The organism is Cognatundibacterium crateris, assembly GCF_010078235.1.
GTDB lineage: Bacteria > Pseudomonadota > Gammaproteobacteria > Burkholderiales > Burkholderiaceae_D > Undibacterium > Undibacterium crateris.
Genome location: NZ_JAABOS010000006.1, coordinates 188720 through 213650, shown reverse-complemented (window position 1 = coordinate 213650; position 24931 = coordinate 188720). Strand labels below are relative to the sequence as shown.

Genomic DNA, 24931 nt, shown 5'->3' with positions numbered 1-24931 from the left:
GACTATCGTTAAGCGTCTGCATCCCTCACACTACGACATCTGAATAAGGAAGCTCTCATGAAACTCAAACCTTTCTGCCTGACTCTGGCTGCTCTGTTGACTGCAGCCAGCGCCCATGCTGCAGACCCTAAGTTTGCGGTGATTTACGATGCAGGCGGCAAATTTGATAAGTCCTTCAATCAATCTGCTTCCGAAGGCGCAGAACGCTTCAAAAAAGAGACCAAGATCGGTTTCATGGAAGTGCAGGTCGCGAGTGACACCCAGACTGAACAGGTATTACGCAATCTGGCGCGCAAAAAAGTCGACCTGATCGCAGCAATCGGCTTTGCGCAGGCGCAGGCGGTACAGAATATCGCCAAAGAATTCCCGGCCACTAAATTCGTTCTGATCGACGGCATCGCCAAAGGTGACAACGTGAGTTCGGTACTGTTCAAGGAACAGGAAGGCTCGTATCTGGTTGGCGTGGCAGCAGCACTGGCCAGCAAATCGAAAAAAGTCGGCTTTATCGGTGGTATGGACATCCCGCTGATCCGCAATTTCTCTTGCGGCTATGCGCAGGGTGCCAAAGCAACTGACGGTAAAATCGAAATTCTGCAAAACATGGTGGGCACCACCACTGCGGCCTGGAATGATCCGGCCAAAGGCGGCGAACTGGCGCGTGCGCAGTTTGAACGCGGTGTGGACGTGATCTTTGCCGCAGCTGGCGGCAGTGGCATGGGTACGCTGCAAGCAGTCAAAGAAAAAGGTAAGCTCGGCATCGGTGTGGATTCCAATCAAAACTACATGCATCCGGGCAGTATGCTGACGTCCATGGTCAAACGCGTTGACCAGGCGATTTATGACAGCTTCATGCAAATGAAGAATGGTGACTGGAAAGGCGGCACCGTCTACAAAGGCCTGAAAGAAGGCGGCGTGGACTGGGCGCTCGATAAAGATAACCGCAGTGTCGTCAGCGCCGAGATGGAAAAACGCATCAACGCCGCTAAACAAGACATCATCAATGGCAAAGTGAAAGTGGTCGACTTCCGCGATGCCAATAAGTGCCCGGTCTGACCCATACAGTAATTCAGCGGGGCGCAGTAAAATGCGCCCTGATTCATTACTCAGTTCCATAGTCCTGATCCTTTTCACCCGTTCCGCCGAACCTAACATCCTGAACGTATGCAGCCAGCTGTCGAATTTCAACACATCTCCAAACGCTTTGGCGCAGTACAAGCCAATCGCGATGTGAGCTTCTCCATTGCGCAAGGATCGATCCACGGCATCATCGGCGAAAATGGCGCAGGTAAGTCCACACTCATGAGTATCCTGTACGGTTACTACCGTGCCGATGGCGGCAAATTGCTGATCAACGGTCAGCAACAGGATATCCGTAACAGCCATGAGGCAATCGGTCTCGGCATCGGCATGGTGCATCAGCACTTTATGCTGGTCGATAACATGACCGTGCTCGACAATGTAATGCTGGGCGGCGAAGGTGGCTTCCGTCTGCAAAAAAACCGCAAACAGGTTGAGCAGCAATTGCGTGACATCTGCCAGCGCTATTCACTCGACGTTGATCCGCTCGACAAGATTGAGGATTTATCGGTCGGCGTGCAGCAAAGGGTGGAAATCCTGAAGCAGATTTACCGCAGCGCGAACATCCTGATTCTGGATGAACCGACCGCGGTGCTGACGGTACAGGAAACCGCTTCCCTGTTCGAAGTATTACGCCTGTTCAAAGAACAAGGCAAAACCATCATCCTGATTACCCACAAGCTGCAGGAAATCCTGGATATCACGGACGAAGTCACCGTGATGCGTGCCGGTACGGTGGTGGGTGCGGTACAAACAGCAGCAACCAATAAAGAACAACTGGCAGAACTGATGGTCGGCCGCCCTATCGAGACCCAATTGCCGCGCGCGCCGTATGCGCCGGGCGCGACGGTGCTCGATGTGAAAGGCCTCAACCTGATCAATGCCCAGCAAGTCAGTCTGCTGAAAGACATCAATTTCCAAATCCGCGCCGGTGAAATCGTCGCCATCGCCGGTGTTTCCGGCAATGGTCAGAGCGAATTACTCGAAATTCTGAGCGGTATGCGTCTGCCTACGGCGGGCGACATCAGCATGCAGGGCAAGGCTTTGCCGTATGCCGGACGCAAGGATGCCGATGGCTTGCCAGCTACCTTCCGTGAACTCGGTATCGCCCATGTACCGGAAGACCGGCTGCGTGACGCGGTAGTCAAAAACTTCTCGGTCATGATGAACAGCTTCCTCGGTTACCAGAAAAAACTGGGCAAAAGCTTAGGCTGGCTGGATTACAAATCGATTCTGAAAAATTGCCAGAATTTGCTGGCACAGTTTGATGTGCGTCCGTCCGATCCGCATTTGCGTATCGCATTGCTGTCCGGCGGTAATCAGCAAAAAGTCGTGATGGCGCGCGAAATGGCGGCCAATCCGCAACTGATCTTAGTCGGTCAGCCTACCCGTGGCGTCGATATCGGCACCATAGAAAGCCTGCATGCACGCCTGCTCGCGATGCGCGATGCCGGGGTTGCGATTTTGCTGGTCTCGGTAGAGCTGGAAGAAGTACGCGCGCTGGCTGACCGCATCCTGGTGATGTCAGGCGGTTGCATTACCGGCGAACTGAAAGTAGAAGAATTTGATGCTACCCGCATCGGCCTGTTAATGGGTGGCTTACACAAACACTGATGCGGCTGTCCTACCCGGACAGTCAAGCGTCACCAGAGTAATTCTTTAAGACGATACGTATGAACCAAACCGATCTGCCTCGCTGGGCCACTGCCTTTGCCCTGCCCCTGTTGAATCTGCTGTCAGCCTTGCTGGTCGCAGCAGGCGTGATTTATCTGCTGGGTGAAAGTCCGCTGGAATCACTGGGCATCCTGCTCAACGCGGCTGTATTTAACCCTGAAGGTCTGGGCTACACCTTGTTTTATGCAGCGACCTTTATCTTCACCGGTTTATCGGTGTCGATTGCGATGCAGGCTGGCTTGTTTAATATCGGCAGCGAAGGCCAGATGTATATCGGCGGTCTGGGGCTGACACTGGTGGTGCTGGCACTCGATGCGAGTCTGCCGGGCTGGGCGCTGATCCCGCTGGCCATGCTGGGCAGCGCGGTATTCGGCGCGGCCTGGGCCTTTCTGCCTGGCTATCTGCAAGCCAAACGCGGCAGCCACGTGGTGGTCACGACCATCATGTTTAACTTTATCGCTGCCAGCCTGATGAACTATGTGATCGTGAGCTTCCTGATCCCGGCCGGCGAACAAAACACCGCCAGCCGCGTGTTTGCTGAAAGCGCCTGGCTGCCTAAACTCAATGGCATTTTACCGATACTGGGCGAAACACCACTCAACATCAGCTTTATTCTGGCGCTGCTGGCACTGGTCATTTACGGTCTGGCGGTGTGGCGCACCACCTGGGGCTATCAGTTGCGCGCCACCGGCCTGAATCAGCATGCGGCCCACTATGCCGGTATTTCTATCAGCAAAACCATCATCGTCACTATGATGATTTCCGGTGCGCTGGCAGGTCTGGGCGCGGTCAACTCGGTGATGGGTTCCACCCACTATCTGAATCTGAACTTCCCGGCCGGTGCCGGTTTTATCGGTATTGCGATTGCCCTCATGGGACGTCAGCATCCGCTTGGCATCCTGTTATCCGCTATCCTGTTTGGCGCGCTGATTCAGGGTGGCTTCGATCTGTCGCTGGAAAAACCGAATATTCCACCTGAAACCTTTATCTTTATCCAGGGCCTGATTATCCTGTTCTGTGGCGCCATGGAAAACCTGTATGCACCGGCTTTAACTGCCCTGCTCAAACGTAAGCCATCCTGAGGAAAAATGATGTTTGATGATTTTCAATTTTCCAGCATTCTGGTTTCTACCATACGTAATGCCCCGGTCCTGATTTTCGCTGCCATGGCGGGTCTGTTTGCAGAGCGCAGCGGCGTGGTTGATCTGGCGCTGGAAGGCAAGATGCTGGCATCGGCCTTTGTCTCAGCCGCAGTCGCCTATGTGACGCAAAATCCATGGCTGGGCATCCTGGCCGGAGTCGGCGTATCGGTCGCTATCGCGCTGTTGCAAGGCTTTGTCAGCATCACCCAAAAAGGCAATCAGCTGGTGGCCGGGATCGCAATTAATATCACTCTTAGTGGTCTGACTTTCGTCGTTGCCCAGTTCTTCTTCATGCAAGGTGGCCGTACCCCGGATCTGGGTGCAGCGCGCCTGTTTGACATCGTGCTGCCAGGTTCGGAAGCGCTGGCTTCAATACCGTTGCTGGGCTGGGTATACACCCGCCTGATAGGTGGTCACAGTGCACTGGTGTATCTGGCATTTGCACTGATACCGCTGGTGCACTGGGTGCTGTACCACACCCGCTTTGGCCTGCGCCTGCGCGCGGTGGGTGAAAATCCGCATGCAGCAGATGCAGCAGGTGTCAATGTCGAACGCACCCGCTTTATGGCGATGCTGTGTGCCGGTTTGCTGTGCTCATTCTCGGGCGCTTATCTGTCCATCGTACAAAGTGGTTTTTTCCTGCGCGATATGTCAGCCGGTAATGGTTATCTGGCGTTGACCGCGCTGGTATTCGGTAACTGGCGTCCGCTGCAAACGGCGCTGGGCTGCCTGATGTTTGGTTTTTTCACTGCTCTGCAAGTCCAGATTGAAGGCGTGGTCTTCCCTGGCTTAGGAAAAGTGCCGGGATCATTGATACAGATGATTCCTTATGTAGTAACCGTCGTCGTTCTTGCAGGCCTGATGGCGAAATCCGTCGCGCCTAAGGCGATAGGCGTGCCGTTTGTAAAGTCAAGATAAAAGACTATAAAACCTGCCGGCAAACAGCATGGGGTTGCCCCGTACTGGCTGCCGGTGATTTATTCATTTAAATCGAACATTGAGCTCTTTTTTGCTCTTTTTTAGCTCTTTTGCAATTCTCTTGTAGCTCTTTAATTCGGCCTCCTTGAACCAGGTCAAACACAACAAATCGCTTCAAACTGGGTTCTGTCCAATGGCCAGCTGAAGCTATTTCCTGGAGTATTTTCATGCAAGCAAAACATAAAGTCATATTCGATACAGATCCTGGTGTAGATGACGCAATGGCGCTGTATTTCGCGCTGGCCCATCCTGATATCGATGTAGTCGGTATCACCACTACCTTTGGTAATGTCTATGTCGAACAGGCGACCATCAATGCCCTGTACCTGACCCGTATTGCAGGCCGCGCTATCCCGGTTGCGCAAGGCGTCAATGTGCCATTCGCAAAAGCGGCCGGTACGCCGCCAGACTTCATCCACGGCGCAGACGGCCTCGGCAATCTGCCATCCCGTATCGAAGTCGGTGGTCAGGCTGAAGTAGAAAGCGCAGCAGAATTCATCGTCAAGATGGCGCGTCAGCATCCGGGCGAAATCACGCTGGTCGCAGTCGGTCCGCTGGGTAATCTGGGTCTGGCACTGAAAATGGAACCACAACTGCCTAAGCTGCTGAAAAAAGTCGTACTGATGGCGGGTGCAGTTGATGAACCGGGCAATGTCTCGCCGGTCGCCGAAGCCAATGTCTGGAATGATCCGGACGCAGCCGATCTGGTCTTCACCGCAGGCTGGGACCTGACCATGGTTGGTCTGGACGTTACCCACCGTGTGGTCTTGCCATCGAGCTTCTTTGCACGTCTGGCAGAACAACATAAACACGTAGCGATGGATACCCTGTCGCACGCTGTGAATTTCTACGCAAACTTCTACCAAAGCATACGCCCTGACCTCGGTCACGCTTGCTACGGTCATGACGTACTGGCCTTTGTCTGGCTGGTGGCACCGGAAATCTTTGAAACCCAGAGCGGTCGTGTGCGCGTTGCCAAAGAAGGCATAGGCAATGGTCAGACCATGATGGCGAAACTCGCTATCCCTTACCCGCAAGCAGGCTGGGAAGTCAGCAAACCGGAAACCCGCGTCTGCATGAAAGTGGATGCCGAGGCCTGCGCTAAGCTGATCGACCAGACCCTGTCCGGCGACTGGCTGCAACCAGCGCTGGCATAATCGGGAGCGGAAAATGCTGATACAACCTGTCGATTACCGTGATCCGGATGCCGCGAAAAAATTCACCGAAAGCCTGCACCAGACCGGCTTTGGCGTATTGACCAATCATCCTTTATCGCAACCCCTGCTCAACACCATTTATCAGGAATGGTACGAGTTCTTCCAGACTGATGCGAAGCACAAGTACAACTACGATACTGAAAAAATGGATGGCTATTTTTCGCCTAAAGTCTCCGAGACCGCCAAAGGCTTTGCCAAACGCGATCTGAAAGAGTTCTACCATGTGTACCCTTGGGGCCGGGTGCCGTCGGAAGTATCGAACGCGGCACGCGAATACTACGAACAAGGCAATCAGCTGGCGACAGAATTGCTGCAATGGGTGGAAGACCATACCCCGGCAGACATCAAAGCCAAGTACTCCATGCCTTTGTCGGACATGATCACCGACAGTGACATGACCCTGCTGCGCGTATTGCACTATCCACCGCTGAATGGCGATGAAGAACCGGATGCAGTCCGTGCTGCGGCCCATGGTGACATCAACCTGCTGACGGTTTTGCCGGCAGCGACGCAGGCTGGCCTGCAGGTGCTGGGCAAGGACGACGCCTGGCATGATGTGCCATGCGACTTCGGTATGCTGATCGTCAACATCGGTGACATGCTCGATGAAGCCTCACAAGGCTATTACCCATCGACCATCCACCGCGTGCTGAATCCGACTGGCGAAGAAGCGAAGAAATCCCGTATTTCGCTGCCACTGTTCCTGCATCCGCGTCCTGACGTTGTGCTGTCTGAACGTCACACGTCCGGCAGCTATCTGCAGGAACGTTTGCGTGAACTGGGCGTGAAAAAATAAGCAGAGACCCAGGCAGAATGCGGCTGCTGGCAGCTTTTCGGGCTGACAGCCATATTCTGTGCGGACTTCTGTTTGCAGTAAATAAGCAGCAAAGAATTCTGAAGGCATGCGAGGCATGCCTTTTTTTTCCTCAACACGAAACACTGACAGACGAGTCAAAGACTGGTACGGAGAACTTCGATATGCAAGACCAGGAATTAATCGCCCTGGCCAATCAGGCCAGAGAAAAAGCCTATGCGCCGTATTCGCGCTTTTTGGTGGGCGCTGCCTTGCTGACCAAAGATGGCAAAGTTTTTCAGGGCTGTAATGTAGAAAATGCGTCCTACGGCCTGTGCAATTGCGCCGAACGCACCGCTTTGTTTTCAGCCATCGCGGCGGGCTACCGCCCACGTGAATTCGCAAAAATCGCCGTCACCGGCAATACCGAAGCCCCGATCGCCCCTTGCGGCGCCTGCCGCCAGGTGCTGCTGGAACTCGGCGGTCCTGAGCTGGAAATCATCCTGACCAATCTCAAAGGCGACATCAAAACCACCACCGCCGGTGCGCAATTACCGGACGCGTTCTATCTGCAACCGGATTAAGCTGGGCGGTATAGTGTCTAAAGCTTAGCGTTCAGAGTTGATCCAGACTAGGAAACAGCTTCACCAGGAGCAAAGGCAAAAACAAGACTAGCAAGCGCTGAAAGCCCGGGACGGCTGCGATGAACATAATGCTGAGTGCCATCGCAGCGCCGCCCTGCATATGTTCTGCGCCAGCGCGTATCAGCCAATAGCACAACATACTCAGTCCCAGGCCGAGTACCCCAGTCGTGATCTGAAAAGAGCGTCTTAGTTCGAGTGGCATGGTCTAGTCCTTTCTCCAATTTTTTTCAAATTAATTCCAGATCGCCAAGAGCTCAATCGTCAGCCTTTTCCTCAGCAAGTTCGGCGTCATGCAGCCGCAATAACTCGATAGCGATATCCAATTTGCGTTGCACTCCGATGAGGGCAAAGAAAGTCGCTGCCGCTACACTTCCTATTACCAATATCAGCATATTCATGCCTGAAGGCTTTGAGAACTCGGGCAGTAAGCTTATCCCTACGCCCAATAAGGGCACACACAATATGTTGAATAAGTTGCTCCATGTTCCAGCCGTCTGCAAACTATGAGTCAGTATCTGTTTGCGTCTGCTTTGGCGAGCTACTTTGCCCAGCAGGTGATCGATGTCGCTGTCTGTCAGTGGCGGTTTAGTCTGGTTGGTATGCATGATCAATACGGGTGCAGGATTGAGGGCGGCAGTGCCGGGCGAGCGTCTCGCCAATATACGCCCGCACGTAAAAATTTGCAATTTGCTCATTTTATTGAACCTACTTGCTGACTGCACTGCCAGCCAATGTGAAAACCGCTAATATGCAGCCTGATACTGCGCGGCCTTAATCGCAGCGCGCGGTATCGCTGTAAGCACGCCTCTATTTCAGCCCTTATTCAGGAGACCCGCATGCATAATCAGAATGACAGAGCAGAATTTAACAGCCTGACCGGCGCCAGCGTAGACAGCACTGGCACGCAGAAAAAAACGAGCAGCCAGCAGGAAAGCAATCGACGCCAGTTTTTGCAAAGCGCGCTGGGCGTGGGCTTTGCAGCAGCGGCCTTACCGGTCTGCGCCCAAACCATGCTGCGCACACCAACTACTGGTCTGAGTGAGCAAAGACTGCAGATAGAAGTCGATGGCCAGGCAGTGCCTGTGTATAGCGTGCGGCCTGAGGGCAAACAAAATCTGCCTGTGATTTTGGTGGTGTCAGAAATCTTTGGTGTACATGAACATATCGCGGATGTGGCGCGCCGTTTTGCCCAACTCGGCTATCTGGCGCTGGCACCAGACCTGTTCGTGCGTCAGGGTGATGCGAGCAAATATGCGAGCGTGGCAGAGCTGATCAAAGAAGTAATTGCCAAAGTTCCCGATGCGCAGGTGATGCGCGATCTGGATGCGGTGCTGGCCTGGGCTGATAAACATGGTGGCGATCTGAAGCGGGTCGGCATCACCGGTTTTTGCTGGGGTGGCCGCATCACCTGGATGTATGCAGCACATAACCCTGCTATCAAAGCCGGGGTAGCCTGGTATGGCCGTCTGGTGGGTGAAGCGAACGCGCTGTCGCCACAGCATCCGGTGGATATTGCAGCCGCGCTCAAGGTACCGGTGCTGGGTTTGTATGGCGCTAAAGATACCGGCATCAGCCTGGACTCTATCGCCAAAATGGAAGCAGCGCTAGCCAAAGGCAGCAGCCATTCCATATTCAAAGTGTATGAAAATTCCGGCCATGCCTTCCATGCCGATTACCGTCCCAGCTATGTGGAAGCGGATGCCAAAGATGGCTGGAAAGCTTGCGTGGCCTGGTTAAAGGCGAACGGCGCGGGCTGAACCGGATTGCCGCATTCTGTGAGCCGCTGCGTGCAGCTGCCTGCACACCAAGAGGCTGATGCAGGCCGGCTCCGGCCAGTCTGCATCAGCCTTGGATTTGCTTAATTCGCCAGTCTGTGCTTTAATTTGCAACCTGGTTGCAAATTCCCCCGAGGTTCAAAATTCACTCCACCCTGTTATCCATCCTCTTCACCACAGCCTTAGCAGGGGTGCTGAGCATATCTGCCGCTGCGATTTTCTCGTTCTCCCTGTTGTCGAAAATGGTGGAAAAACTGGTCAGCCTGTCGGTCGGTATTATGCTGTCCACCTCTTTGCTGCATGCGCTGCCGGAAGCCTTCGAATCCAAGGCTGATCCACGCACGCTGTTCGCCTGTCTGCTGGCCGGTTTGCTGGCGTTTTTCCTGCTGGAGAAGGCGGCCATTTTGCGCCACTCGCATCATCATGAAGGCGATGGTCACCATCACGAACATGGGCATGATGCGCATGAAGCAGGCAAATCCGGCTGGATGATTTTGGTCGGCAATGGCATGCATAACTTCACCGACGGCATCCTGATCGCGGCGGCTTTTCTGGCTAATCCTGAACTCGGTATCGTGACAGCATTCGCGATTATCGCGCATGAAATTCCGCAGGAAATCGGTGACTTTATCGTTTTGCTGAATGCCGGTTTCAGCCGCACCCGCGCCTATCTGTACAATCTGATGACCAGCATGATGGGCGTGGTCGGTGGTGTATCGGGTTTTTTTTTACTGGAGCAGGCGGCCGACTTGCTGCCCTATGTACTGGTACTGGCTTCTTCGGGATTTATTTATATCGCCGTCAGCGACCTGATGCCGCAAATGCAGCGCCGCGCCACATTCAAAGAAACCGTGCCACAGGTCTTGCTGGTCACGCTGGGCATCGTGCTGGTCTTGCTGGTGACGAGGCATCATTAAAGGAGCGATGCAGCTCTCCATAAAAAAGCACTGTGTCTCAACAGTGCTTTTTTTTCGTACACAGACTACATGCAGTATTAACGTTCAACCGGACGCGCAGGATCGGCGCACCATTCGCTCCAGGAGCCCGGATACAAAGCCGCACCACGCAGGCCAGCGACTTCCAGTGCCAGCAGATTATGGCAGGCAGTCACGCCTGAACCGCATTGCATGATGGCGCGGGCCGGATCACTGATCAGTTGCGCCCATTCCTGGCTTAATTGTGCGGCGGGTTTGAAGCTGCCGTCGGCTTGCAGATTATCTTTGAAGAAGCGGTTTTTCGCGCCCGGAATATGGCCGCCTACCGGGTCCATGGTTTCATTTTCACCGCGGAAGCGATCCGGCGCACGCGCGTCGATCACGATGCGTTCTGCACTCTCCAGATTGGCTAGCACCTGCGCCACGCTGACCTGGGTGACCAGACTGGACTGTACCTGGATATTGCCCGCCGCACGGCTTACTTGCTCAGTGCTGAGTGCATAACCCGCTGCCTGCCAGGCCGGTATACCACCATCCAGCACAGCGACTGCAGCATGGCCTATCCAGCGCAGCATCCACCACAAACGTGCCGCAAACATGCCGCCATGGGCATCTACCGCCACCACTTGAGTATCCGCATTGACGCCCAGCTGACGCAGGCTGGCGGCAAAGTCTTCTGCATCGGGTAAAGGATGACGGCCACGGAATACGCTATCAGCACCGGTTTTAGCAGCAGATAACACCTGATCAAGATGCACAAACTGCGCACCGGGCAAATGTCCGGCTGCAAATGCGCGGGTGCCGGCATCGGTATCAGTCAAGTCATGGCGGCAATCCAGAATCACGGTATGTCCCTGTGCTGCAGAGTCAATCAAAGCGGCCAGTTGGCCGGCACGGATTAAGCTGGTGTACATCGTTTCCCCTTAGATGAAGAATCAAGACATGATGCAGACGAGCGGCCTGCTGGCCTACTCAGTCGCAATCGGATCAGGCGCTACTTTAGCAGGACTATTGCGCGCATTGTAAAAACTGGCCAGACAACCGCTGCACAGTATCACGACGATACCGGCCCAGCTGAGCCAGGACAGGCTGTCATGCCAGATCAGTACATCCCAGATACTGGAAAAGACGATGCCCAGATACTGCAGATTCGCAGTCAGTAAAGTATTACCAAGCCGGTAGGCGCGCGTCATCGCCATTTGTGCCAGTGCCGCCGTAATGCCGATTGCCAGCAGCAGCAAAGCACCCTGACCCGTATGTGCATGCCAGCCTGTACCGCCAGCTAACGCGCTCAGGCTAACGCCCAGAAAACCGGCGACTGCACAGGTCAGCGAAAAATAAAACACCACGCGGTATTCCGGCTCACCAGCCACGCCCATTTGCCTGACTTGCAGATAGGCCAGAGCTGCCAGCATGCCGGACACCAGCGCAATCACGCCACCCAGCCACTGATCGGCATGTATCGTTGGTCTGAGCAGCAAAATGACACCGCCAAAACCCAGCAGTATCGCCGCCACCAGACGCCAGTCCAGCTGCTGTTCACGCAAGCGCCAGGCACGCAAGAACAAAAAGGCAGCGATCCAGACGGCGGACATATAGTTCAGCGTAACCGCCATCGCCAGCGGCAAGCGGCCTATCGCGTAAAACCACATCCACAGCGCTGCCACACCGACCAGACCACGCCATAAATGACTGCCCGGCATGGTCGTACGCAAAGTGCCGCGCTGAACCCGTATCAAGGCCAACAACAGCAGGCTGCCGATCAGGCCGCGGTAAGACACGATTTCTGCGGTTGCATAGTGATCAGAAGCGAGTTTGACGCAGACGCCCATCAGTGAAAACAACAGACTGGCGACCAGCATCCATAAAGATTGCATTTCTATTTCTCCGCTCGCCTCAGGCAAGCTGTGCTTCACCGAGGCATAAAACAAATTCAGGCAACATTATCGCGACAGGCAGTCGCCACAAACGTTTGCGTCAGGATGAAAAAAGAGGCGCATAGCAAATGCCAGCGCCTCTTCAATGTTTGATCGCATACGACAACACAATGCGGAATCAGAATGTCATATTACGACGATACCATTCATGGAAATGCTGCATGCCATCTTCCATCGGTGACTGATAGGGTCCAACTTCATTTTCTCCGCGTTCCAGCAGGATCTTACGGCCAGCATCCATGCGCATGCCGATTTCATCGTCTTCTATGCAGGTCTCCATATACGCGGCGCGTTCTGCTGCGATGAAATCGCGTTCGAACAAGACGATTTCCTCAGGATAGTAAAACTCCACCACATTGCGGGTTTTACCGGTCGCGGTTGGCCACAGCGTGGAAACCACCAGCACATGCGGATACCATTCGACCATGATATTCGGATACAGCGTGAGCCAGATCGCCCCGTATTTCGGTGCTTCACCATTGCGGAACTTCAGCAATTGCTCTTGCCACTGGCGATACACCGGTGAGCCGGATTTGAGCAAACCACTGTTCACGCCTACGGTTTGTACGCTGTAATCTTCACCGAACTCCCACCGCAAATCATCGCAAGAGACGAAACTGCCCAGGCCGGGATGGAAAGGCTCGACGTGATAATCTTCCAGATAGACCTCGATAAAGGTTTTCCAGTTGTAATCACATTCATGCACTTCCACGTGATCCAGCATATAGCCGCTGAAATCGAGATCCTTGGTCACACTCAGTTGCGCCATGCGCTCCATCACGTTGTAACCATTTTGCTCGAACAGCAAACCATTCCAGTTCTGTAAAGGCGTGCGTTTCAGATTCATACAAGGCGTGTCTGAAAAGTGCGGCGCACCGATCAGCTCACCCTTGAGATCATAGGTCCAGCGATGTAAAGGACAGACGATATTATTCGTATTGCCGCGCCCATTGAACATCAATGCCTGACGGTGACGGCAGACATTCGACATCAGCTCTATGCCCTGTGCATTACGCACCAGCATGCGGCCTTCATTTTCAGACTGTAAAGTAGCAAAGTCACCTACGTTAGGAACCATCAGTTCGTGGCCCACGTAGCGAGGACCTGCCTGGAACAAATCCTTGATTTCACGCTGCAAAAGCGTCTCATCAAAATAGACGTGTACCGGAAGTTGCGCGTCAGAACGCGCTAATGTAGACAAAGAAGCCAGATCGGACATCCCCACCCCCCAAATTAATTTGCACCAACCTAAGAGAGAAAGAATCCACAAAAACCTGTTTCCGACTGGTTTGCTGCCAGAGCGGAAATTCAAACGATCAAACGACTTGAAGAGGAAATTTTGGACAGAACCCGAGATTATACCTGAATCTTGTAACTTTGCCCCGGGCTGCTGAAATTTCCTGAGCAAAATCAACTTCTTAGCATATCTAACTCTGTACTGCTCTGCTTGATAAACAACATCGCTGACGTTTTAGGTAAAAACATCTAAATCATTCCCGGCAGAAAAATAAAGAGCCACCCGCCCGCCCCATTCAGTCGGCATGATCATAGACAAATGTTGGCACATTCACTGAGCGACATGCAGTTCCGTTGTCAAGCAGGCCGATGCGAAACGCTGCACACGATGCCAATTTGAAGCTTGTTTATGCTGCATCGCAGCTTGTCGCTTGCGTGTTGCAAACTTAGTCTGCAAACACGTTGGTCCCCCTGCAGTCAGTCTGAATGCCCACAGAGGCAAACCGACCAACGATGCCTGGTTTCATTGGAGTCTGCTTTTGAATCAACTCAGGACTGGCACAAAATTTATCCGGTAAAGCTACCCATTGAAGCCCTCACAGTGAGGCAAAACAAGTTGCTACACCGTACAGGTTTTGGCTCAGCCCTACAACCTTTGAAAGAGTCAACATGAACAACACAATGATGAAGAAAATGCTCGCTTTCTTTCTCGCATTGTCTGTATTACCGCTACAGACATGGGCAGCAGGTTACACGGAGACAAAATTTCCTATCGTGCTGGTGCACGGCCTGTTCGGATTTGACAAGATCGGTCCCGTTGATTACTGGTACGGCATTCCATCTGCCTTGAAAGCAGACGGCGCCAAAGTTTATATCACGCAGGTGGCTGCGGCTAACAGCACCGAAGTCCGTGGCGAACAATTGCTGACCCAGGTTAAGCAAATCCTGGCCGTTACCGGTGCCAGCAAAGTCAATCTGATCGGACACAGCCATGGTGGCCCAACCATACGTTATGTGGCTTCAGTACGTCCTGATCTGGTCGCCTCTGTCACCTCGGTCGGCGGTGTCAATCGCGGCTCTAAAGTGGCCGACATCCTGCTAGGCGTCGCGCCGGATGGCAGCCTGCCCAATGCCGTGCTGGTTTCCGTGGCAAATGGGCTGGGAACACTGATCAGCTTCATTTCTGGCAAACCCGGCATCCCACAAGATGCGCTGGCTGCGGCCAAATCACTGAGCACTGCCGGTTCACTGCAATTCAATAGCCGCCACCCTGCCGGGGTGCCGACCAGCGCTTGCGGTGAAGGTGCTTACTCTGCGAACGGGGTTGCCTATTATTCCTGGAGTGGTGCGAAAATCATGACAAATCTGTTCGACATTTCAGATCCGGCACTGGCACTGACATCACTCGCGTTCGCCGGCGCCAAGAACGATGGTCTGGTCGCCAGTTGCTCTACGCATCTGGGTAAAGTGATCCGTGACGACTATGCCATGAACCATTTGGATGAAGTCAATCAGGCGATCGGGCTGGTGAATATTTTCGAAACCAATCCAGTCACGATTTACCGTCAACATGCAAACCGCCTGAAAAACAGCGGTCTCTAGCCTAAACCACTCTGACGGAGCCGGCAGCATGAAAACACTTACCTGGACTCTGGGTTTAGCGGCGTTAGGCAGCGCCGCTTTTTTCACTTTCTGGAACACTAAACTCACTGAGCAGCAGGACAGGGCTCAGCTAACAGCGCCAGATACGCACTTGTCTTTTGTACGCTCCATGGAGGGCACGCAGACCGATGGCAAGCTCGAAGAAGCGCAAGGCGAGCTGGTGGTCAATGCCGAATTGCGTTTAATGTTTGATTACTATCTGGCCGCCACCGGAGAAAAATCGCTGGCTGAAATCCGCAAGGAAATCGAAAAAGTGCTGGACCAGCGCTTGCGTCCACATGCTGCGGCACAAGCCAAGGCGTTGCTGGCACGCTATCTGCAATATAAAACAGCCTTATTCGACAGTGAAAAACAGCTGGGACAGCAAGTTCAGTCTGCCACCATGATGGCGACCGCTATGCGTACACGCTGGCAGGCGATGCAAAATCTGCGGCTACAGTATTTCAGCGCCAAAGAAAGTCAGGCCATGTTTGGCTTTGATGATGCGTATGATCTGGATGCAATTGCGCGGCTGGAGATAGCGAACAACCGCGCACTGACGGAAGCTGAAAAGCAGACGCGTTTGCGCACGTTGGATGAGAACTTACCAGCAGATCTGAAAGAAGCGAAAAACGCACCACTACAAGTGATACGGCTGGAAGAACAGGCAAACGCCATGCGCAACCAGGGTGCCAGTGAAGATGACGTATATCGCATGCGCGCCGCCGCCATCAGTCCGGATGCAGCAAACCGGCTGGCACAAGTAGATAGAGAAGAAGCAGACTGGACATCGCGGATACAACGTTACCTGAATGAGCGCCGCAGTTTGCTCAATATGGGACTGAATGAGGTGCAGTTATCGCAGTCAATATCCGCGTTGAGGAATCGTTATTTCAGTACACAGGAACAAATGCGGCTGCCAGCGTATGAAGAGCAGTGAGCAGCACGCGCCGCAGGCTGCTCAGAGCAATATCTGAAGCAGCATTTCAGCTAGTCTGCTGATGCGGTTTTGAGTGGATTAGTACTAAAGAAACCAGTTCAGTCAGGGGTGACTGATACGCGGGCATCAGTATCAGTTATCGGGGCACCTGGCTCTGCTGAAGGCGTCACATCGTCAGGGTGCAAGCTGCCCAGGGCTTCTATCAAGGCGCGGTCTACCACTTTATCGAGTTCCAGTAAGCGGGCTTTCTGTTCGCGGAAAGCCTGTTGCAGTTGTTTGACTGGTATGGAAAAACTCTGCTCTTTCTGACTGGATGTAAAAATAAACAAGCTGCGCATAGGGCTGACCCAGGCCAGTCTGACCTTAACCGGCTCACCATCTGGCTTCTGCAACTCCAGCCAGACACCGCGCTCCAGACCTTCGACCAACTGTATGGCCGGATCATCATCCGCTGCGGCTTCCTGCTCGGCCTGTTGCTGTGCTTTCTTCTCCGCCTCGGCGCGTATTTCCAGTCTGCGCTCAGCTGCATGCTGTGCCGCTTCGACCGCAATTTCCAGCTGCTTATCGGGTGACAATTCCAGCGGCGCACGTACGATGGAAGCATGGCATTCCGCCAGCTCCGCGAAAAAGCGTACGCGGTCAGCATCATCCCATTTAATCAGACTCAGCCATTTATTCAGGCGCGCCAATATCGCTGGCAAGCGGTTGAGCAGCTCTTGTCTGTCTTGCAGTGTGATCTTGGGTTTGACGCTCCAGATCAGATCATCCATGGTACGGATCGCATCTTCCACAGCCTGGGGTTTTTCTTCTTTCACGCTGTAAGCCAAGGTCAGGACCTTAATCCAGCGGTTTTCCAGGAAGGTTTCCACAAAAGCCACCACTTCGCCAGTACCAACGCGTACCGCCACGGTTTGGGTCGCAGTCATGCTGGCCTGCTTGATTTTCTCTTTGCGCAGCGCAGTTTGTATCGGTGCCTGCAGGGCCTGCACACTGGCCTGCTCTTCTTTCGCAATGAATGCTTCCAGATCATTCACAACTTCTTCGAACAGCGCTACTTCCTGATCGAATTCATCACTGACGCGCTGCACATTGCGCTGCATAGTCTGGAACAGGGGATCTTGCTGTGCCTGCTGAGAATTGACCGCAGGACTGTAGCGCGACAGCAGGTCAATCAGGCGCCGTGCCGGATGGTGCTCGTTAAAGAAAAACTCTTTATCGATCATCGCCGCTTTCAGCACCGGGATCTGCAGCACAGAGATCAGTTCTTTCACCTGTGCCGGGATGGCCTGATTACGGAAAACATTGTCGAACACCTGAGACAGCAAATCCAGCGTCTGTTTTTCCACGCCGGTTGCAAACATTTCCGGTGCCTGTTCACGCATCTGCGACAAACGCAGTACGTCTTTGGCCTCCGACATCAGTTGACGGAATTGCAGACTTTTCTGAAAGTCAGATAACTGCTGCAAAGAGCTTCCTGAGACACCAGAGCCAGCAGGGCCACTGCCCGTCAGTCCATGGTGTGTCCTGTCGGTCTGGGCACTATGCTGCGCGCCACCTTGTGCAAAGTACTGGCGTAATTTTTCTTCGGTGGCGGTGGCTGCACCCAGCTCATTTTGCTCTTCCAGCTTTTTCTGAAGCTGGCGGCGAATGCGGTACGATTCCTGCAAGTCAGGTAACACACCTTTCGCGACCAGTGCCTGATTTAGCTCTGCCAGTATCGGTTCCAGATCAAACAGGATATCGGGGCTCAGTAAAGACAGCACCAGTTCATGCGTTCCTGTTTCGGGATCAAACTGACACCAGGCCTGATGCAGTGTGGTCAGCAATAATTCTGGCCGGAAGGGGTTTTGCGCTATGCTTAAGGCTTCTTTTTGCATCAGGTGCGCGATGCGCATATTCAGCGCTGTGTACTGCTCTGCGTTATCAAGCTCTATGCTGCGACTGGCGCGACTCAGCGCCAGTTTTTTATCCATTTCTTCGTAAGACACCAGACTCAGATCGGGCTCCATCACGAGCTTCTTTTCTGGTTGCGCCACACGCTGTGGCGACAACAGCTGGTCGATATCTGCACGCAGGGCTTTCTCTATATCAGCTGCAACCAGATAATAAAAAGCATAGGCATTTTTTTTCAGCAGCTGTCCGGCATGAAAACTCAGATTGGCTTCGCGCGAATCCTGGCTGGTTTCAGACATAGCCAGAAAAGCAGCCGATAAGCGCACCGACATTGCCTCAATTTGCGCCCCGACCAAATGCGTCGCAATTGGGATTAAGGCGCGCAGCAACTCACCGGCAGGCGCGTTGACGCCCACTGACTGACCGGTATGCTTATGCTGAGTAGGCATGTTTAGGGATGCAAAATTGAGGTAAGTGTGTTGTTTGCCCTATCCAGCCTGAGTGAGGGATGTTACCTGGATAAGAAAAAAAATTTGGACATCAGAGGTGAAAGCCATGTATTTTTGATAAAATTTCATGGATAATATATTGCGCCACGCCTGTATCTCACCGAACTATATACACATAATTTCCACATGGAAATGTTTGAAACGCAATTCTGCGTCTTTTTTCAGTGTAATTCGGTTTTCCCCAACATTAGCATTTCCGATTTGAAACTGTAGTTTCAAATTGTAAGCAAATGCACTTTGAATTTGCATGGTTTTCATACTGACTACAGCTGCTTTGCTCTAAAATAGAAGGTTCATTAAATTTTGTGTCACACGACGCCGTTTTCAACATCTTCACCATCCTATGCCCAAGAAAAATCCAGACTCTCACACCTCTGCTGCCAGTCAGCCAGCCAGCTTTGAAGCGGCGATGGCGGAACTGAGTCAGCTGGTTCAGCAGATGGAAAGCGGCAATCTGCCGCTGGAGGCCTCTGTGACTGCGTATCAACGTGGTTCAGAATTGATACAGTTCTGCGCCAGCCAGCTTGAGAAAGTTGAACAACAGGTCAAAGTACTGGAGGCGGGCGTACTCAAACCTTTTAATGTCGATCACGACGAGGAACTTGCATGAGCCAGGATTTCCAGACTTGGATGAAACTTACCCAGCAAACTTGCGAGCAAGCTTTAGATGAACTGATCCCTGACACGGGCACCACACCACAGGAATTGCACGAAGCCATGCGCTATACCGCGTTGGATGGCGGCAAGCGGGTGCGGCCTTTGCTGGTGTACGCAGCGGGTCAGCTGTTTGATGCGCCAGCCGAATTGCTCAAACGTGCAGCGGCAGCGGTAGAAATGATACATGTCTATTCGCTGGTACACGATGATATGCCATGCATGGATGATGATGATCTGCGCCGTGGCAAACCGACTGTACACATCCGTTACAACGAAGCGACCGCCTTGCTGGTCGGTGACGCGCTGCAGGCACAGGCATTCATCACCTTGTCTGAAGGGCCAGGCGATCCCTCTGCCAAACTGGCCATGGTCAAAGTGCTGGCACAGGCTTCCGGTTCGCTGGGCATGTGCGGTGGTCAGGCCATCGATCTGGCCAGCGTAGGCCTCGCACTCAACCGCGAACAACTCGAACAAATGCACAGACTGAAGACCGGTGCCCTGTTACGCGCATCGGTCATGCTGGGCGCGATCTGTGGCAAATTACCCGATGCGACAGAAACTGAAGCGCTGCATGCGTATGCAGGCGCCATCGGTCTCGCATTTCAGGTAGTGGACGATATTCTGGATGCGACTGCGGACTCAGCCACCCTGGGTAAAACTGCAGGAAAAGACGCGGCAGATAACAAGCCGACTTATGTCAGCCTGCTTGGTCTGGACGCCTCACGTCAACTGGCCAGCCAACTGTGCCGGGATGCCCATGAGGCACTGTTGCCCTTTGGTGAAAAGGCACAATACTTGCATGATCTGGCCGATCTGATCGTACAAAGACAAGCATAAACCGCGACCTACTATGACTAGCTTATTACAACAAATTCAATCTCCGGCGGATCTGCGCCAAGTTCCGCGTCACCAGCTCAATCCCTTAGCGGATGAGCTGCGCCAGCATGTACTGGAATCGGTATCGAAAACTGGCGGACATTTATCCTCCAACCTGGGTACGGTAGAACTGACTATCGCTTTGCATTATGTGTTCAATACGCCGGAAGACAGACTGGTGTGGGACGTGGGTCACCAGACCTATCCGCATAAAATTCTGACTGGCCGTCGCGACCAGATGCCTACGCTGCGTCAATACGGTGGCATCTCCGGTTTCCCGCGCCGCGATGAAAGTGAATACGATACCTTCGGCACAGCCCACTCTTCAACTTCGATCTCAGCCGCACTGGGCATGGCGCTGGCAGCGCGCACCAAAGGTGAAAGCCGCCACGCTGTCGCGATTATCGGCGATGGTTCCATGACGGCTGGTATGGCTTTCGAGGCCTTGAATAATGCGGGCGTGTATGACGACATTAACCTGCTAGTGATCCTGAACGATAACGATATGTCGATCTCACCACCGGTAGGCGCACTGAACCGCTATCTGGCGCGTTTGATGTCGGGTAAATTCTATGCAGCAGCGCGTAATGTCGGCAAGTCGGTGTTGCCTTCACCGATGCTGGAACTGGCTAAAAAGTTTGAAGAACACGCTAAAGGCATGCTGGTCCCTGCGACCATGTTTGAAGAGTTTGGCTTCAACTACATAGGGCCTATCGATGGTCATGATCTGGATTCCCTGATCCCGACTCTGCAAAACATCAAAAACCTGAAAGGCCCGCAATTCCTGCACGTGGTCACGAAAAAAGGTAATGGTTACAAGCTGGCGGAAGCAGATCCTGTGCTGTATCACGGCCCGGGTAAATTCAATCCGGCTGAAGGCATCAAGCCATCCACCACGACCAAACAAACGTATACACAGGTATTCGGACAATGGCTGTGTGATATGGCTGCCGCTGATAAGAAGCTGGTGGGTATTACACCGGCCATGCGTGAAGGTTCAGGCATGGTGGAATTTGAAAAGCAATTCCCTAAGCGCTATTACGACGTCGGCATCGCGGAACAGCATTCTGTCACGTTTGCGGCAGGCCTGGCTTGCGAAGGTCTGAAGCCGGTCGTTGCGATTTACTCGACTTTCCTGCAACGTGCCTACGATCAGTTAATTCATGACGTGGCATTGCAAAATCTGGATGTGACATTCGCGCTGGACCGCGCCGGACTGGTCGGTGCCGATGGCGCTACCCATGCCGGTAATTACGATCTGGCCTATCTGCGCTGCATTCCGAATATGGTGGTGATGGCGGCCTCAGATGAAAATGAATGCCGTCAAATGCTGAGCACTGGCTATCACTACCCAGGCCCGGCAGCGGTGCGTTATCCGCGCGGTGCCGGCATAGGTGCGCAAGTCACAGCGGATTTGCAAACGCTGGAAATCGGTAAAGGTGAAATCAAACGCGAAGGCAAAGAAATCGCGATACTCGCATTCGGCTCTATGGTGCATCCTGCGCTGCAGGCGGGTCTGGCCCTGGATGCCAGCGTTGCCAATATGCGCTTCATCAAACCATTGGATGTGGACTTAGTGCGCAAACTGGCGCAACAGCACAAAGCCCTGGTCTGCGTAGAAGAAGGCTGCACTATGGGCGGCGCCGGTTCTGCAGTGGCCGAGGCGCTGGCTGCAGAGGGCATTTCTGTTCCATTGCTGATCCTTGGTTTGCCGGACAAATTCATCGACCACGGTGATCACGCACTGCTGCTGTCGCAATGCGGACTGGACGCCAAAGGGATAGAGAATTCTATACGTCAGCGCTTTCCGGAAATCACACGCAGCAACACACAGTAAAACCGGCAACCGACTGGTCGACTGGTGATACAAACAAAAACGGCAATCTGAGGATTGCCGTTTTTTTATATGCTGAAACGCAGTGCTGGTGCGCTAATACCTGTGCGCTAGTAGCTGCGCACTCTCAGGCCGCCACCCATTCACGCTGACTTTGTTCTGCATAGGTGATGGGCGCATTTTTTTCATCGTCAAAACTGACGATTTCATACGCATCCGGTTGCGATAACAGTACGCGCAATAACTGGTTATTTAAGCCATGACCAGATTTATGGGCGGTATAGCTGGCCAGCAATGGATGTCCGATCAGGTATAAGTCACCGATCGCATCCAGGATTTTATGGCGCACAAACTCGTCGTCGAAACGCAAACCATCGGCATTCAGGATGCGGTACTCATCCATCACGATCGCATTTTCCATCGAGCCGCCACGCGCCAGTCCTATGCCACGCAGCATTTCCACGTCCTGCATAAAGCCGAAAGTACGGGCTCTTGCCACATCTTTCACGAACGATACTTTTTCAAAATCGACCACGGCAGTCTGTACCGTGCCATCGACCGCAGGATGATTGAACTCGATAAAAAAGTGTAATTTAAAGCCATCAAACGGCTCCAGACGCGCCCATTTTTCACTGGCACCTGAGCCTTCACGAATTTCGACCGGTTTCAATACACGGATAAATTTTTTGGCAGCTTCCTGCTGCTGCAATCCGGCTTGCTGCAATAAATACACGAAAGATGAGGCGGAGCCATCCATGATGGGGATTTCTTCTGCACTCACATCGATGTACAGATTGTCCACACCCAGACCGGCACACGCAGACAGCAGATGTTCAACCGTAGAAACGCGCTGCCCGTTATTGGTCAGCGTAGAAGCCATGCGGGTATCGCCGACTGTGGTCGCGGATGCAGGAAACACCAGCGGCGGCTGTAAATCAGTACGGGTGAAGACGATGCCGGTATTCACGGGCGCGGGACGCAGCACCAGTTCGACCTTGGTACCGGAATGCAGGCCGACACCGACGGTCCTGACAGTTTGTTGGATAGTGGTTTGCTTTAACATAGGCGTATTATAGCGATTCAGCACAATTCATATCGCCAGCAATGAAAAAGCACTAAATTATTCACAGTAATGTGGCGTGGGCCGGACACTGACAGTCAGGCTTGCGCAAAGTTACCTGGCGTTTTTGACAAAAAAATGCCCGGCGCAGACCGGGCATTTTTATCACGAGTGCAGACAATCAGCCTAACTGTGCCAGCAGCGTTTCTGCATTCGATACTTCGAACTTACCGCCAGCTTCTACGTTGAGCTGCTTTACCACGCCATCCACGGCGAGCAGCGAGTAACGCTGGGAACGGGTGCCCATGCCAAACTGGCTGAAGTCTGCATCCAGACCCAGTGCTTTGGAAAAAGCCGCATTACCATCTGCCATCATACGGATAACGCCAGTCGCTTTTTGATCGCGACCCCAGGCACCCATCACGAAGGCATCATTGACGGACACACACCAGATTTCATCCACGCCCTTAGCTTTCAATGCAGCGGCATGTTCGATATAGCCAGGCACATGTTTTGCCGAGCAGGTTGGTGTGTAGGCACCAGGCAGACCAAAGATCGCGATGGTTTTACCTTTGACCAGATCAGCTACCTGGAAAGTGTTAGGACCCAGTGTGCAGCCCTCGCCTTCCACTTCTATGAATTCCGCCAGACTTGCTGCTGGGAGTTGATCGCCGATCTTAATCGTCATGATGTTTCCTTTCAAAATAGGTAAGTTGACACGTGTTGATCTACATCAGGATACCTGCATTTTCCTGATCAGGCTGAAGTATGCATCAAGGCGCGAAGTTTTGCTGGACAGCGTCTTTCCTGTAGAGCGCAAAGATAAAAAAACCCCGCCGCAGCGAGGTTTTTTTCAGACATATCAGCAGCGCTGACAAGTCAGCAGCATCAGTCAGCCTGTTTGCGCAGGAAAGCTGGAATGTCATAGGTTTCCATGCCATTTTTTTCCAGAGCACGTACTGTGTCTGACGCAGATTCACGACGCCATACCGCAGGTTTGCTGAGTCCGTCAAACGCTGGCACTGCATTCACCATACCATTGGAAACAGTAGTGGTCGCAATCGCTGCAGCCGACATCACCGTTTCATTATTGGTACCAGTACGCAGCACCGGAGTCTGTACCAGCTGGATATTTTTCTTGCCACGTCCGAGGCCAGTTGCAACCACAGTCACACGGATATCATCACCCATGGTGTCGTCGTAGGCGATACCCTGAGCGATAGAAGCGTCCGGAGCTGCAAACGCGCGCACAGCAGCCATGACTTCCTTGATCTCTTTACCTTTCAGACCACGGCTGGCAGTGACGTTGACGAGTACACCGCGTGCGCCGGACAGATCAATACCATCGAGCAGAGGAGAAGCCACTGCCTGTTCCGCCGCGATACGGGCACGATCAACGCCGGAGGCTGTTGCGGTACCCATCATTGCTTTGCCCTGCTCACCCATAATGGTTTTGACGTCGTTGAAATCGACATTAATGTGACCTGGTACATTAATGATTTCAGCGATACCTGCAACCGCATTATTCAATACATCGTCAGCATGTTGCAGCCATTCGATCATGCTGTCGTCTTCATAAATCTCTTCGAGCTTCTCGTTGAGAATAATGATGAGCGAATCCACATGCTGAGTCAGTGCATCCAGACCTTCATCAGCGATATCCATGCATTTCTTACCTTCGTAAGAAAATGGTTTGGACACGACTGCCACCGTCAGTGCGCCTAATTCTTTGGCGACTTGTGCCACCACAGGAGCAGCACCGGTACCGGTACCACCGCCCATACCGGCAGCGATGAACACCATGTGCGCGCCACGCAGTGCATCTTCGATGCGGGCACGCGATTCTTCTGCCAGCTGACGACCGACTTCCGGTTTCATACCAGCGCCCAGACCGGTATCACCGATCTGTATCACATTGTGTGCTTTGGATGCGAGCAAAGCCTGCGCATCTGTATTTGCTGCGATAAATTCAACGCCGGACACACCTTTGTTGATCATATGCTGAACCGCATTGCCGCCTGCACCACCCACGCCGACAACCTTAATTACGGTGCCTTGTGTGGCGTTATCAACCATATCGAACTCCATCATGACTCCTCCAGGTAGGCAGTTA

At 53.1% G+C, this 24931-nt stretch carries 23 protein-coding genes; 14 read left to right on the top strand and 9 right to left on the bottom strand.

Annotated features, from left to right (window positions below; all coding sequences use genetic code 11):
- The first annotated feature begins 57 nt into the window (after positions 1 to 57).
- From EYB48_RS12925 to EYB48_RS12895, 7 genes are all read left to right on the top strand, one after another.
- The gene (locus EYB48_RS12925; protein ID WP_162020770.1) at positions 58 to 1053 is read left to right on the top strand and encodes a BMP family lipoprotein; all 996 of its coding nucleotides are present in this window, start codon (positions 58 to 60) and stop codon (positions 1051 to 1053) included.
- Positions 1054 to 1161: 108 nt separating this feature from the next.
- Positions 1162 to 2691, top strand: a complete 1530-nt coding sequence (locus EYB48_RS12920; protein ID WP_162020769.1) for an ABC transporter ATP-binding protein — start codon at positions 1162 to 1164, stop codon at positions 2689 to 2691.
- A 59-nt stretch (positions 2692 to 2750) separates the two neighbouring features.
- Entirely contained in the window at positions 2751 to 3833 is a 1083-nt protein-coding gene (locus EYB48_RS12915; protein WP_162020768.1) for an ABC transporter permease, read from the top strand.
- A gap of 6 nt (positions 3834 to 3839) precedes the next feature.
- Positions 3840 to 4811: an ABC transporter permease gene (locus EYB48_RS12910; RefSeq protein WP_162020767.1), complete on the top strand. Its 972-nt coding sequence runs from the start codon at positions 3840 to 3842 to the stop codon at positions 4809 to 4811.
- 227 nt (positions 4812 to 5038) lie between these two features.
- Positions 5039 to 6028: a nucleoside hydrolase gene (locus tag EYB48_RS12905; RefSeq protein ID WP_162020766.1), complete on the top strand. Its 990-nt coding sequence runs from the start codon at positions 5039 to 5041 to the stop codon at positions 6026 to 6028.
- Positions 6029 to 6041: 13 nt separating this feature from the next.
- Positions 6042 to 6884, top strand: a complete 843-nt coding sequence (locus tag EYB48_RS12900) for an isopenicillin N synthase family oxygenase (RefSeq protein ID WP_162020765.1) — start codon at positions 6042 to 6044, stop codon at positions 6882 to 6884.
- A gap of 17 nt (positions 6885 to 6901) precedes the next feature.
- On the top strand, positions 6902 to 7465 hold the full coding sequence (locus EYB48_RS12895; RefSeq protein WP_162020764.1) for a cytidine deaminase: 564 nt from the start codon (positions 6902 to 6904) through the stop codon (positions 7463 to 7465).
- Positions 7466 to 7496: 31 nt separating this feature from the next.
- Here EYB48_RS12895 and EYB48_RS12890 read toward each other — a convergent pair whose 3' ends face one another.
- A complete protein-coding gene (locus tag EYB48_RS12890) occupies positions 7497 to 7727 on the bottom strand; it encodes a hypothetical protein (RefSeq protein ID WP_162020763.1) in 231 nt (76 codons plus the stop codon).
- A 52-nt stretch (positions 7728 to 7779) separates the two neighbouring features.
- A complete protein-coding gene (locus EYB48_RS12885; RefSeq protein WP_162020762.1) occupies positions 7780 to 8220 on the bottom strand; it encodes a hypothetical protein in 441 nt (146 codons plus the stop codon).
- 141 nt (positions 8221 to 8361) lie between these two features.
- On the opposite strand from EYB48_RS12885, the gene EYB48_RS12880 reads away from it, so the two are divergent.
- Positions 8362 to 9282: a dienelactone hydrolase family protein gene (locus tag EYB48_RS12880; RefSeq protein WP_162020761.1), complete on the top strand. Its 921-nt coding sequence runs from the start codon at positions 8362 to 8364 to the stop codon at positions 9280 to 9282.
- A 209-nt stretch (positions 9283 to 9491) separates the two neighbouring features.
- Positions 9492 to 10217, top strand: coding sequence for a ZIP family metal transporter (locus EYB48_RS12875; protein ID WP_328823393.1), 726 nt, complete (start codon positions 9492 to 9494; stop codon positions 10215 to 10217).
- Between the two features lie 77 nt (positions 10218 to 10294).
- Here EYB48_RS12875 and EYB48_RS12870 read toward each other — a convergent pair whose 3' ends face one another.
- From EYB48_RS12870 to EYB48_RS12860, 3 genes are all read right to left on the bottom strand, one after another.
- Positions 10295 to 11149 carry a sulfurtransferase gene (locus tag EYB48_RS12870; RefSeq protein ID WP_162020760.1) on the bottom strand — a complete coding sequence of 285 codons (855 nt, stop codon included), beginning with the start codon at positions 11147 to 11149 and terminating at the stop codon, positions 10295 to 10297.
- A 54-nt stretch (positions 11150 to 11203) separates the two neighbouring features.
- Positions 11204 to 12112, bottom strand: a complete 909-nt coding sequence (locus EYB48_RS12865; RefSeq protein WP_162020759.1) for a DMT family transporter — start codon at positions 12110 to 12112, stop codon at positions 11204 to 11206.
- A 178-nt stretch (positions 12113 to 12290) separates the two neighbouring features.
- Positions 12291 to 13391: an aromatic ring-hydroxylating oxygenase subunit alpha gene (locus EYB48_RS12860; protein ID WP_162020758.1), complete on the bottom strand. Its 1101-nt coding sequence runs from the start codon at positions 13389 to 13391 to the stop codon at positions 12291 to 12293.
- A gap of 686 nt (positions 13392 to 14077) precedes the next feature.
- Here EYB48_RS12860 and EYB48_RS12855 point away from each other — a divergent pair.
- Together EYB48_RS12855 and EYB48_RS12850 are read left to right on the top strand one after the other, a co-directional pair.
- Positions 14078 to 15010, top strand: coding sequence for an esterase/lipase family protein (locus EYB48_RS12855; protein WP_328823391.1), 933 nt, complete (start codon positions 14078 to 14080; stop codon positions 15008 to 15010).
- A gap of 28 nt (positions 15011 to 15038) precedes the next feature.
- Complete coding sequence (locus tag EYB48_RS12850) at positions 15039 to 15989, top strand: lipase secretion chaperone (RefSeq protein ID WP_162020757.1); 951 nt, start codon at positions 15039 to 15041, stop codon at positions 15987 to 15989.
- A gap of 98 nt (positions 15990 to 16087) precedes the next feature.
- Here EYB48_RS12850 and EYB48_RS12845 read toward each other — a convergent pair whose 3' ends face one another.
- Positions 16088 to 18331, bottom strand: a complete 2244-nt coding sequence (locus EYB48_RS12845; RefSeq protein WP_162020756.1) for a DUF1631 family protein — start codon at positions 18329 to 18331, stop codon at positions 16088 to 16090.
- 403 nt (positions 18332 to 18734) lie between these two features.
- On the opposite strand from EYB48_RS12845, the gene EYB48_RS12840 reads away from it, so the two are divergent.
- From EYB48_RS12840 to dxs, 3 genes are read left to right on the top strand one after another with little or no spacing between them, the layout of a single operon-like run.
- Positions 18735 to 19001 (top strand): exodeoxyribonuclease VII small subunit, encoded by a 267-nt coding sequence (locus tag EYB48_RS12840; protein WP_162020755.1) that lies wholly within the window; start codon positions 18735 to 18737, stop codon positions 18999 to 19001.
- On the top strand, positions 18998 to 19885 hold the full coding sequence (locus EYB48_RS12835) for a polyprenyl synthetase family protein (RefSeq protein WP_162020754.1): 888 nt from the start codon (positions 18998 to 19000) through the stop codon (positions 19883 to 19885). Before EYB48_RS12840 ends, EYB48_RS12835 begins: the two co-directional genes overlap by 4 nt.
- Before the next feature lie 13 nt (positions 19886 to 19898).
- Positions 19899 to 21761 (top strand): 1-deoxy-D-xylulose-5-phosphate synthase, encoded by a 1863-nt coding sequence (gene dxs / locus EYB48_RS12830; RefSeq protein WP_162020753.1) that lies wholly within the window; start codon positions 19899 to 19901, stop codon positions 21759 to 21761.
- A 124-nt stretch (positions 21762 to 21885) separates the two neighbouring features.
- Here the strand turns inward: dxs and lpxC are convergent, their stop codons facing one another.
- The 3 genes from lpxC to ftsZ all read right to left on the bottom strand — a co-directional run bounded on the left by lpxC (position 21886) and on the right by ftsZ (position 24906).
- Positions 21886 to 22821, bottom strand: coding sequence for a UDP-3-O-acyl-N-acetylglucosamine deacetylase (gene lpxC, locus EYB48_RS12825; protein WP_162020752.1), 936 nt, complete (start codon positions 22819 to 22821; stop codon positions 21886 to 21888).
- A 178-nt stretch (positions 22822 to 22999) separates the two neighbouring features.
- Entirely contained in the window at positions 23000 to 23506 is a 507-nt protein-coding gene (locus EYB48_RS12820) for a peroxiredoxin (RefSeq protein ID WP_162020751.1), read from the bottom strand.
- A 200-nt stretch (positions 23507 to 23706) separates the two neighbouring features.
- Positions 23707 to 24906, bottom strand: a complete 1200-nt coding sequence (ftsZ, locus tag EYB48_RS12815; RefSeq protein WP_162020839.1) for a cell division protein FtsZ — start codon at positions 24904 to 24906, stop codon at positions 23707 to 23709.
- Between the last annotated feature and the right edge of the window lie 25 nt (positions 24907 to 24931).

What these genes read in the sequence shown, in the direction of transcription:
- EYB48_RS12925 (WP_162020770.1), top strand. Translation starts at nt 58, where the DNA reads ATGAAACTCAAACCTTTCTGCCTGACTCTGGCTGCTCTGTTGACTGCA.
- EYB48_RS12855 (WP_328823391.1), top strand. Translation starts at nt 14,078, where the DNA reads ATGAACAACACAATGATGAAGAAAATGCTCGCTTTCTTTCTCGCATTG.
- EYB48_RS12895 (WP_162020764.1), top strand. Translation starts at nt 6,902, where the DNA reads ATGCGGCTGCTGGCAGCTTTTCGGGCTGACAGCCATATTCTGTGCGGA.
- EYB48_RS12835 (WP_162020754.1), top strand. Translation starts at nt 18,998, where the DNA reads ATGAGCCAGGATTTCCAGACTTGGATGAAACTTACCCAGCAAACTTGC.
- EYB48_RS12885 (WP_162020762.1), bottom strand. Translation starts at nt 8,220, where the DNA reads ATGAGCAAATTGCAAATTTTTACGTGCGGGCGTATATTGGCGAGACGC.
- EYB48_RS12880 (WP_162020761.1), top strand. Translation starts at nt 8,362, where the DNA reads ATGCATAATCAGAATGACAGAGCAGAATTTAACAGCCTGACCGGCGCC.
- EYB48_RS12860 (WP_162020758.1), bottom strand. Translation starts at nt 13,391, where the DNA reads ATGTCCGATCTGGCTTCTTTGTCTACATTAGCGCGTTCTGACGCGCAA.
- EYB48_RS12850 (WP_162020757.1), top strand. Translation starts at nt 15,039, where the DNA reads ATGAAAACACTTACCTGGACTCTGGGTTTAGCGGCGTTAGGCAGCGCC.
- EYB48_RS12845 (WP_162020756.1), bottom strand. Translation starts at nt 18,331, where the DNA reads ATGCCTACTCAGCATAAGCATACCGGTCAGTCAGTGGGCGTCAACGCG.
- dxs (WP_162020753.1), top strand. Translation starts at nt 19,899, where the DNA reads ATGACTAGCTTATTACAACAAATTCAATCTCCGGCGGATCTGCGCCAA.
- EYB48_RS12865 (WP_162020759.1), bottom strand. Translation starts at nt 12,112, where the DNA reads ATGCAATCTTTATGGATGCTGGTCGCCAGTCTGTTGTTTTCACTGATG.
- EYB48_RS12915 (WP_162020768.1), top strand. Translation starts at nt 2,751, where the DNA reads ATGAACCAAACCGATCTGCCTCGCTGGGCCACTGCCTTTGCCCTGCCC.
- EYB48_RS12840 (WP_162020755.1), top strand. Translation starts at nt 18,735, where the DNA reads ATGCCCAAGAAAAATCCAGACTCTCACACCTCTGCTGCCAGTCAGCCA.
- EYB48_RS12920 (WP_162020769.1), top strand. Translation starts at nt 1,162, where the DNA reads ATGCAGCCAGCTGTCGAATTTCAACACATCTCCAAACGCTTTGGCGCA.
- EYB48_RS12905 (WP_162020766.1), top strand. Translation starts at nt 5,039, where the DNA reads ATGCAAGCAAAACATAAAGTCATATTCGATACAGATCCTGGTGTAGAT.
- EYB48_RS12910 (WP_162020767.1), top strand. Translation starts at nt 3,840, where the DNA reads ATGATGTTTGATGATTTTCAATTTTCCAGCATTCTGGTTTCTACCATA.
- ftsZ (WP_162020839.1), bottom strand. Translation starts at nt 24,906, where the DNA reads ATGGAGTTCGATATGGTTGATAACGCCACACAAGGCACCGTAATTAAG.
- EYB48_RS12900 (WP_162020765.1), top strand. Translation starts at nt 6,042, where the DNA reads ATGCTGATACAACCTGTCGATTACCGTGATCCGGATGCCGCGAAAAAA.
- EYB48_RS12820 (WP_162020751.1), bottom strand. Translation starts at nt 23,506, where the DNA reads ATGACGATTAAGATCGGCGATCAACTCCCAGCAGCAAGTCTGGCGGAA.
- EYB48_RS12890 (WP_162020763.1), bottom strand. Translation starts at nt 7,727, where the DNA reads ATGCCACTCGAACTAAGACGCTCTTTTCAGATCACGACTGGGGTACTC.
- EYB48_RS12870 (WP_162020760.1), bottom strand. Translation starts at nt 11,149, where the DNA reads ATGTACACCAGCTTAATCCGTGCCGGCCAACTGGCCGCTTTGATTGAC.
- lpxC (WP_162020752.1), bottom strand. Translation starts at nt 22,821, where the DNA reads ATGTTAAAGCAAACCACTATCCAACAAACTGTCAGGACCGTCGGTGTC.